Origin of the sequence: Candidatus Sordicultor fermentans (genome assembly GCF_012728195.1) — a bacterium.
Lineage (GTDB): Bacteria > Atribacterota > Atribacteria > Atribacterales > Caldatribacteriaceae > Sordicultor > Sordicultor fermentans.
In genome coordinates, this window is sequence record NZ_JAAYFP010000107.1 from 91,338 (window position 1) to 100,333 (window position 8,996).

The 8,996-nt window shown below is 41.6% G+C and carries 11 protein-coding genes; all 11 read right to left on the bottom strand.

Annotation, left to right across the window (positions count from 1 at the left end; translation table 11 throughout):
• Position 1: 1 nt before the first annotated feature.
• Positions 2 to 2,050, bottom strand: a complete 2,049-nt coding sequence (gene flhA / locus GXZ17_RS05480; RefSeq protein ID WP_409376279.1) for a flagellar biosynthesis protein FlhA — start codon at positions 2,048 to 2,050, stop codon at positions 2 to 4.
• Complete coding sequence (gene flhB / locus GXZ17_RS05485; RefSeq protein ID WP_409376280.1) at positions 2,043 to 3,122, bottom strand: flagellar biosynthesis protein FlhB; 1,080 nt, start codon at positions 3,120 to 3,122, stop codon at positions 2,043 to 2,045. Before flhB ends, flhA begins: the two co-directional genes overlap by 8 nt.
• Before the next feature lie 78 nt (positions 3,123 to 3,200).
• On the bottom strand, positions 3,201 to 3,968 hold the full coding sequence (gene fliR, locus GXZ17_RS05490; RefSeq protein WP_409376281.1) for a flagellar biosynthetic protein FliR: 768 nt from the start codon (positions 3,966 to 3,968) through the stop codon (positions 3,201 to 3,203).
• Between the two features lie 3 nt (positions 3,969 to 3,971).
• Positions 3,972 to 4,241 carry a flagellar biosynthesis protein FliQ gene (gene fliQ / locus GXZ17_RS05495; RefSeq protein ID WP_409376282.1) on the bottom strand — a complete coding sequence of 90 codons (270 nt, stop codon included), beginning with the start codon at positions 4,239 to 4,241 and terminating at the stop codon, positions 3,972 to 3,974.
• A gap of 15 nt (positions 4,242 to 4,256) precedes the next feature.
• A complete protein-coding gene (fliP, locus tag GXZ17_RS05500) occupies positions 4,257 to 5,084 on the bottom strand; it encodes a flagellar type III secretion system pore protein FliP (RefSeq protein WP_409376283.1) in 828 nt (275 codons plus the stop codon).
• Positions 5,011 to 5,469 (bottom strand): FliO/MopB family protein, encoded by a 459-nt coding sequence (locus GXZ17_RS05505; protein WP_409376284.1) that lies wholly within the window; start codon positions 5,467 to 5,469, stop codon positions 5,011 to 5,013. The genes fliP and GXZ17_RS05505 overlap by 74 nt, the downstream gene beginning before the upstream one ends.
• Before the next feature lies 1 nt (position 5,470).
• Positions 5,471 to 6,460: a flagellar motor switch phosphatase FliY gene (fliY, locus tag GXZ17_RS05510; protein ID WP_409376285.1), complete on the bottom strand. Its 990-nt coding sequence runs from the start codon at positions 6,458 to 6,460 to the stop codon at positions 5,471 to 5,473.
• A complete protein-coding gene (gene fliM / locus GXZ17_RS05515) occupies positions 6,461 to 7,441 on the bottom strand; it encodes a flagellar motor switch protein FliM (protein WP_409376286.1) in 981 nt (326 codons plus the stop codon).
• 9 nt (positions 7,442 to 7,450) lie between these two features.
• Complete coding sequence (gene fliL / locus GXZ17_RS05520; protein WP_409376287.1) at positions 7,451 to 7,924, bottom strand: flagellar basal body-associated protein FliL; 474 nt, start codon at positions 7,922 to 7,924, stop codon at positions 7,451 to 7,453.
• A gap of 14 nt (positions 7,925 to 7,938) precedes the next feature.
• Positions 7,939 to 8,658, bottom strand: a complete 720-nt coding sequence (locus GXZ17_RS05525; RefSeq protein WP_409376288.1) for an OmpA family protein — start codon at positions 8,656 to 8,658, stop codon at positions 7,939 to 7,941.
• A gap of 5 nt (positions 8,659 to 8,663) precedes the next feature.
• A partial coding sequence (locus tag GXZ17_RS05530) for a motility protein A (RefSeq protein ID WP_409376289.1) occupies positions 8,664 to 8,996 on the bottom strand: 333 nt, incomplete at its 5' end.

The window sequence follows — 8,996 nt, forward strand, 5'->3', positions numbered from 1 at the left end:
TTCACATCCTTATAATTCCCTCCACTTTTACTTCCACATCTCTGGGAATCTCCTCAAATGCCAACACCACCACCTGAGGTAAATAACCACTGACGAGGTCACGAAGACCCTTCCTAATTTTACCAGTTGTAGCCAAAATTGGGAAATGTCCCAAACCTACCATCCGTTCCACACTTTGACTCAAGTGTTCTAAAAAAGAACGGAAGAAATCAGGCTCTAAAGTTTCCTCCCCCTGCAAAGCTCGTTGCAATAAATCTTCTAAGCTGGCATCTAAAGTGAGAATATGAAGCTTTCCGTCTTCTTCCAGATATTGTTTTACTATGCTTCTACCCAGTTTTCTTCTCACCATTTCGGTTAAATCCTCTATATTTCTTGCCTGGGGAGCATAATCAGCGAGAGTTTCAAGAATAAGAGAAAGGTCTCGAATAGGCACTCCTTCAGCTAATAGGTTTTGTAAAACTTTTTGCACTTCTCCTATAGACATTGTCTGAGGAATCAATTCCTCCACCACCGCTTGATTCACTTTTTTTACCTGATCAATTAGCATTTGCACATCTTGTCGGGTCAATAGAGAAGGAGCATTAGCCTTGATCACTTCTGAGAGATGAGTAATGAGAACTGATTCCGGGTCTACTAGGGTAAATCCAGCCATTTCTGCTTCCTCTTTGTTTACCTCACTTACCCAGTAAGCTGGAAGATTGAAAGCTGGCTCTCTGGTGGGAACTCCCTGAATCTCAACCTCTTCTCCCGGTGGACTAATGGCCAAATAATGACGAGGCATTATTTCTCCCCTTCCCACTTCTACTCCTCGAATTTTTATTATATACTCATTAGGACGGAGGCGCAAATCGTCTCTAACCCTGATAGGAGGAACCACAAATCCCTTTTCTCGAGCCATATTAATTCTCATTTGAGTTATTCGTTCTAAAAGTGTACCCCCCGCTGAGGCATCTACGAGAGGTACTAATCCATAACCTATTTCCAGTTCTATAGGATCTACTTCTATAAGTTTCAATATTTCTTCTGGACTGCGAGGCAATTCTTCTTTTTTCTCCGGTAAAGCAACAGACTCTTCTGCCTTTTTTCCTTCCTTTTCCTGCACATAATAAAAAACAAAGGCAATCGAAGCCAGAAGGAAAAAAGGTAATTTAGGTAAACCGGGAATTAAACCCAGAACCAAAAGTAAAACAGCAGAAAGGAGTACTACCCGGGGAACCTGGATTAATTCTCGGGTCACCTCTTGACCTAAATTATCTTCTGAAGCAGCACGAGTAACGATCAAACCGCTGGCGGTAGAGATTAAAAGAGCAGGAATTTGAGCTACCAACCCATCTCCCACGGTTAGCAAGGCATAAACAGAAAGTGCCTCTTGAATACTCAATCCTCGCTGCAAGCTTCCCACTATGATTCCTCCTAAAAAGTTCACCAGGGTAATAATTAAACCAGCAATAGCATCTCCTCTTACAAATTTGCTAGCTCCATCCATAGCCCCGTAAAAGTCAGCCTGTCGCTCTATTTCTCGCCTCCTTCGTCGTGCTTCTACCTCATCTATGAGCCCGGCATTTAAGTCAGCATCGATGCTCATCTGCTTTCCAGGCATAGCGTCTAGAGTAAAACGAGCCGCCACCTCAGCAATACGACCTGCTCCGTTAGTGATAACTACAAATTGAATGATCACCAGAATCAAGAAAATTATGAAGCCTACTACATAGTTTCCTCCTACCACAAACCCACCAAAGGCAGCGATCAATTTACCCGCGTATCCTTGTAAAAGAATTAAACGAGTGGTAGAAACATTTAAAGCCAGACGAAACAAAGTGGCAAAAAGCAAAAGAGAGGGAAACACTGAAAATTGCAAAGGGTTAGTAATATAAGTCGTGGTAAGAAGAATCATAACCGACAGAGCGATGTTGCAACTTAAAAGAAAATCTATAACCGCAGGAGGTAGAGGTATAACCATCATCAAGATGATAAGAATAAAGAGAAAAGCAAAAAGAAAGTCGCTATTCTTGAGGCCTTTTTCTAAGGTTTTAGCCAGAACTTCATTCACTTCTTCTTCCTCCATAAGTGGCTTTTAGCTGATAAACAAAGGCTAATATTTCTGCCACTGCCCGATATAGAAAGCTGGGAATTTCTTGCCCTATTTCACAGTGCTTATAGAGCTCCCGGGCTACTTTTTTATTTTCCACTATGGGAATTCCGTTTTCTTGAGCAACTTCTTTGATTTTTTCCGCTATCAACCTCTGCCCTTTGGCCACCAGGACTGGTGCTCTCATCTTACCTCGCTCATAGCGAAGGGCACAAGCAATATGAGTGGGGTTAGTTACCACCACCTGAGCTTTAGGAATTTCTTGCATCATCCTCCGCCGGGCTATTTCCCGCTGACGGCGCCGGATATGGGATTTTACTATCGGGTCTCCTTCGGTTCTTCGATATTCTTCTTTCAGTTCTTCTCTGGTCATTTTTATACTTCTCTCGTATTCAAAACGTTGATAAAAAAAATCAAAAAATCCCACTCCCAAAAATAAACCCCCCAAATAAAGCCCCAGTTTTTTCGCTATTTCCCCGACTACCTCTATTCCAGCAGGGAGCTCCATATAAATAAGGTCAGTAAGGTGAGGTAGGGCATCCTTCACCACTACATAAGCTAGTACTATTCCCAGAAAAACTTTAACAGATATTTTCAAAGCTTCCACTAAAAGACGTAAAGAAAAAAGTCTTTCTAACCCTCGCACCGGGTTAATGTGCTCAAACTTGGGTTTGAGTCTCTCTCCCGATACTACAAAACCAGTCTGTAAGAAACCCAAAAATAAAGCCAAACCAGCAGCTACTGCCACAAAAGGAAGCACTCCCCGAGCAAAGTAACTTACCCCAATTCGAGCCAGATGAAAAACCCATTGAGAGTCTACCTCTCTTAAGTAGTAGCTTCCCGTCCATATTTCTTCCATTAAATTCATCATTTCCCCACTCAAGGAGGGGAAAATAAAAGTTGCCAGAAGAAAAAGCACAATAAATGTCAAACCACTCGTAAAATCTACACTAATAGGAACCTGCCCCTTTTGACGTAATTCTTCCCGGCGACGAGGAGTGGGTTCCTCAGTTTTATCCTGCTTAGGAGGCATACCTCACCTCTTTTTAGAGTTTAATGATTGTACCCCTTATTTTCAGGATAAAAATTCTTGCCAAAGTAGCCTCTCAATTTAAGGAGAAAATATCTGGAAAAAACTGCGCAAAAAAAGGTCTATCACCCCATCGACATAGGGTAAAAAGTAAGGAAGAGTCATTAAGCTCATAAATAAACCTAAACCAATATTGAGAGGTAACCCCACAATAAAAACGTTCATCTGGGGAACTGCCCGGGAAATAATGGCTAGAGTCAGATTAGACAAAAAAAGGGTGGCAATAACCGGTGCTCCCAGCGCGAGAGCAATAGCCATCACTTCTCCCACCAACCCCACAAATGAGACGGGAGCATTTAAGCCAAGCTTAAAACTACCGAGGGGAATGAGAGAAAAAGAACGAACTAAACCCTGTAACGTAAGACGGTATCCCCCTATACCCAGGTAATAGATTACAGTCAGTAAAAAATAAAACTGTCCCATTACCGAAAATCTTAAATTAGAAAGGGGATCTACCACGTTAGCATAACTGAAACCCATTTGAAAATCTATTACCTCACCAGCAATCTCAATGCAGGAAAAAACCAATCCTGATAACAACCCTAATACCAGCCCCACCAAAATTTCAGAAACAAGAGCTAAAAGGTAATAACCATCCAGTAAGGTAAAAAAATCTTGAGAGGTAAGGGAAGGAAGCAAAGTTATTGCCAGAAGAAAGGAAAGACCAACTTTAGCAAGAAGAGGAATAAGGGGGCTATTAAATACTGGAGCAAGAAGGAAAAGTCCTAAAAGTCTCATCCAAACCAGAAGAAGAGTAAGAAAATGAGAAATGAGAAAAGCAAAATTCATGGGTTAGCGCAAAAAAAGAGGTAAATTCCAGAAAAGATTACCGGTAAAATCTAAAAGAGTACGCAGCATCCACGAACCTAAAAGTGCCACTACGAGAATGGCAGCCAGAATTTTAGGAACAAAGGTCAGGGTGAGCTCATGAATTTGAGTCACCGCTTGGAAAATACTCACGAGAATTCCCACTATAAGGGTTACTCCCAGAATAGGCAAAGCTAACTTTAAAACTACAAGTAGCGTCTCTCTACCTATCTCTAACAATAATTCTTCACTCAAATCTATCTCCTCCTCTCACCGAAAACTGAGTGTCAACCCCCGAGCGACCAGATCCCAACCATCTACTAAAACAAAAAGAAGTAGCTTAAAGGGTAAAGAAATCATAACCGGAGGAAGCATCATCATTCCCATAGACATCAAAATACTGGCTACTACCATATCAATGACCAAAAAGGGAATATAAATTAAAAATCCCAAAGTAAAAGCAGCTCTCAACTCACTTAAAATAAAAGCAGGGATGAGAACATGGGTAGGAATATCACTTCTGGTTTTGGGACGGGGAAGGTCAGTAAAAGAAACTAAAAGAGCCAGATCTTTTTCCTGAGTCTGGCGAAACATAAAATTTCGCAAACTATCTACTCCTCGATCCAGAGCTTCTTCCTGAGTGATGTTACCCGCAAGATAAGGAGATAGAGCATTCTCCTGAATCTCACCGAAAGTAGGAGCCATAATAAAAAAGGTTAAAAACAAAGACAGGCCCACTAATACCGCAGTGGGAGGAATTTGAGGAGAGCCCAAAGCATTACGCGCAAAACCTAAAACTACCACAATGCGAGTGAAAGAAGTAACCATAATTAAAATGGCCGGTGCCAGGCTTAAAATAGTTAGAAGAAGCAGAATTCTTAAAGACAAAACCAGCTCTTGAGGTTCATCCACTTCTCCTGCCTCTATAGTGATTTTTGGCAAAACAAGAGGAGGTTCTTGAGAAAACGCTGAAGAAGAAAGAAAAAGAAGAATTAAAGATGCTAAAATTAAAATGACTGCTTTTTTAGCCATCTTTCTTCTCTTTTTTCCTCCCAAACCAGCTATCCAGATAGCCGGAAAATCCTTCAAAAGATGCATTTTCTTCTAACTCATCTTTACTGAATTCGGTAATTTCCCTTATAGTATTACCACTCTGGGCAATCATAACCACCCGCTCTCCTACTTCCACTAAATAAAGAGAGAAATTGGGTTTAAGATTCAAAAAATCTACCAGCTTCATATATTGCGAAGAAGAAAAGCGAGGATTTTGGCCGGCTAATTTCTTCATCAAGTAATAAAATCCCCACAGAATAGCCACCACAAGCAGGAAAGCACCTATAAAGCGCAAAATGCTGCCTCCACCATCAGAAAAAGCAGGAGGCTGAATTTCTGGTAAATTCAACTCTTCTTCCTGAGCAAAAAGTTCTCTTCTTGCCATCGTCATAAAATTAAGAAAAACCAGAAATTTATAAAAGTTTTTCACGCTATATTCGAGCTTCCTTTAAATTCTTAATCCTATCTTCCGGGCTCACAATTTCAGTTATTCGAACTCCAAAATTTTCTTCTATTACTACTACCTCTCCCCGAGCAAACAACACGTCGTTAATGTAAAGATCGGCTGGCTCTCCAGCTAATTTATCCAGTTCCACTATCGAACCCGGACCCAAATCTAAAATCTCCCTAATAGAAAGCTGGGTTCTACCCAGCTCCACCACAAGTGGCAGGTTAACATCCATGATGAGCTGGATATTAACCCGGGAAGGAGTTTCTTCTTTCTTTTTAAATTCAGCAAACTCCACTGACTGAGCTTTAACTTCTTTTTTTTCTTGTTTCGGGGAAGATTCAGTTACCAGACTTTCTTCTTCTGGGGGGATAGACTCTTGTCGTTTGATAGCTAAAGAAGAAACCATAGCTCGAGAAAAAGAAAGAGGCAAAAGCTGAATCATGTTGCTATCTATGGCATCATCTACTACTAAATGGAAGAAGACCTCTACCAAATACTCTTCCTCTTGTCCTTCTAACCATTTTTCCTTGATAGCTTGCACTTCTTGTTCGATAATCTCCGGGGGGGAAATGCTAATTTTCCTTCTTAAAAATTCTGACATAGCAGTAGCTGCTGAACCCATCATCTGGTTCATAGCCTCTCCTAAAGCGCTAATCTCCATTTCTCCCAGGGGTGCTTCTGTGTCCCCACCACCCATCATTAAACTCACCAATATTCGAGCATCTTCTTCTTTTATTAAAAGAAGGTTTTCTCCTTCGAGCCCTTCCTGGTAACGAACCTTAACTACAATATGTTCCTCCGGAAGAAGGTCTGCCACTTCCTCTTTGTTTATCACTTCCACCCGAGGAACAGTAATTTCTACCCTCCGCCCTAAAATAGTGGATAGAGCAGTAGCCGCCGCCCCCATAGAGATATTTCCCAATTCGCCAATAACATCTTTCTCCTCAAGAGTCAAAGTATCTTCTGGCATTCACTCTTCCTCCTCCAATTCCGTAATTTTAATAGCCAATCTCCGACCCGACCTTCCTGGCATCCCTTTCATCTTTACCTTTTTTCCTACCAGAATATTCAAAGGCTCTCCTACTCTTTTATCTAACACCACTACATCCCCTACCTCCAAACTCAAAAGCTCCTTCAAACTTATAGTTGCTTTACCCAGTTCTACCACCACCGGCAAGCGAACCTGATTAATTTTCTTTTTCACTTTTTCCTGAACCTGGGGGTCGTTGGATTTACGACTGGCAAACCATAAAGAGGCGCTCAGCCTCTGAGTAATAGGCTCTACCACCAGATAGGGAATACAAACGGTCATCATCCCCTCTCGCTCTCCAACTTCCACCGAAAAAGTAAAAAGAATCACCATGTCATTACCAGAAACTACCTGGACAAATTCTAAACTTGATTCCAGAGCCTCTATTTGTGGTTCCACCTCCTGGATATTAGCCCAGGAGTCTTTTAAAGCACCCATGATCCTTTCTGCCACTTCCAGCATAATCCGATTTTCAATTTCAGTTAAAGGACGAGGATGAAAAACAGTACTTCCTGAACCCCCCAACAAGCGATCTAATATTAGAAAAACCATATCCAGATTCATCTGTAAAACACAACGTCCCTCTAAAGGAGGAAGAGAAAAAATGCATACAAAAGTGGGATTAGGAACCGAACGTACAAACTCATCATAAGTAAGCTGGTCCACTGAAACCAACTCTACCTGGCATCGGCTACGCAAAAAAGCAGCTAAACTGGTAGAGGTCAAACGTGCTAAAGACGAAAAAATCATATGAAAAGTACGTATCTGGTCTTTAGAAAACTTCTCCGGGCGCCGAAAATCATAAACCTTGAGGCGTCCACCTTCTTTTCCCTCTTCTTTAATAGCTTCTGCTTCCAGGCTTCCTGAATCTAAAGCTCTGAGCAAAGCATCAATTTCTTCTTGAGACAGTATATCGCTCATTTTTCGCTCCTACTGCATAACAAAATCGACGAAATAGACTTTAGTCACTTTCCCGGAGGTCAAAAAACTGTTGATACTATCGGCAATAAGCAACTTCAATTTTTCTTTGCCCTCCGTGGTAGAAAGGTCCTCGGAAGTTTGAGCACTGACCAAAGTAATTATAGCATCTCGAATCTCCACTGTTTTATTTTTGATCTCCTCTACCACTCGCTGGTCAGAAATTTCTACTCCCAGAGTCATCTTGAGATAACGCAATATGTCTTTATCGCTCAGGTTAACCAGAAAATTTTGCTCAAAAATATAAATAAAAGAAGAAGTTGCCTTTGCTTCTTGCGGAGAAGAAGCAAAGAGTTTATCCCACATCCCACTCTGGTGGAGATAGACAAAAATCATAAAAGCCAAAAGAGCCAGAGTAACAATCAACATTATCATTTGAAAAGAAAAGCTTTTCTTCTTTTCTAAGTCTTCAGTTTCTTCAGGCATAGTTTCTTCTCCTTTCAATCTCGTAAAATAACTATCTCCACTCGCCGATTCTTCTGGCGGTGTTCTTCATCTACATTGGGAGCCAGAGGCCGATATTCCCCATAACCCACGGCCATCAATCGCTCTGGAGGTAACCCTTTTTCCTCCACCAGATATCGTAACACAGCAATAGCTCGAGCAGCAGATAGCTCCCAGTTAGAAGGAAACTGAGAAGTGTGAATGGGTAAATCACAGGTATGTCCTTCTATTCTGATTGAGTTTTTAACATCCTTTAGAGCATCAGCCAGAGCATCCAGGATGGGAAATACTCCCGGTTTCAAATTCGCTTTACCAACATCAAAAAAAACGGCATCCAGAAAAGTAATCACCAATCCCCGTTCATCTATCTTGAAACTAACTTTATCCGGGGAAAGGTTGCCTTCTTTCATCAATTGCCTCTCAATCTCCTTCATGAGACCAGCCAGTTTCAGTTCTACCAGGCCCGAGGGGCTAATCTGAGTAGGGGGTTTAGGAACAGGAATATCAGAAGGATTTAAAACCCTGGGCCCACCTTCCAGAACCCCTAACGCTCCCTGAATAGAAGAAATTACCTCCTTAAACCGGGCCACATCGATAGTGGAAAGAGCAAAAAGCATTATAAAAAAACAAAGCAACAGAGACATAAAGTCTCCATAGGTCAAAGACCACAGAGGTGCTCCGGGGGGTGCTTCTTCTTCTACTCTTCTACGGGGCATCTAATTCACCTCGTGCTCTCGCTTTCTCTTTTTAGAGGAATCACTCTGCCTAGGTCTTCTCTCTCACGCTCTAATTCTTCTCGAATACTGGGAGCAAAGAAAGATTTAAGTTTTTCCTCCACAATGCGAGGGTTATCTCCTGCTTGAATGGAAAGAATCCCCTCGATAATAACTTCCTTCAGTAACACTTCTTCACTACTCCTAAGCTTTAATTTATTGGCTATAGGTAGACAAACCAGATTAGAAATAACAGCTCCATAGAGAGTGGTAAGTAGTGCTACTGCCATTCCCGGCCCCACTTTTTTGGGGTCATCCAAGCTAACCAGCATGGCTACCAA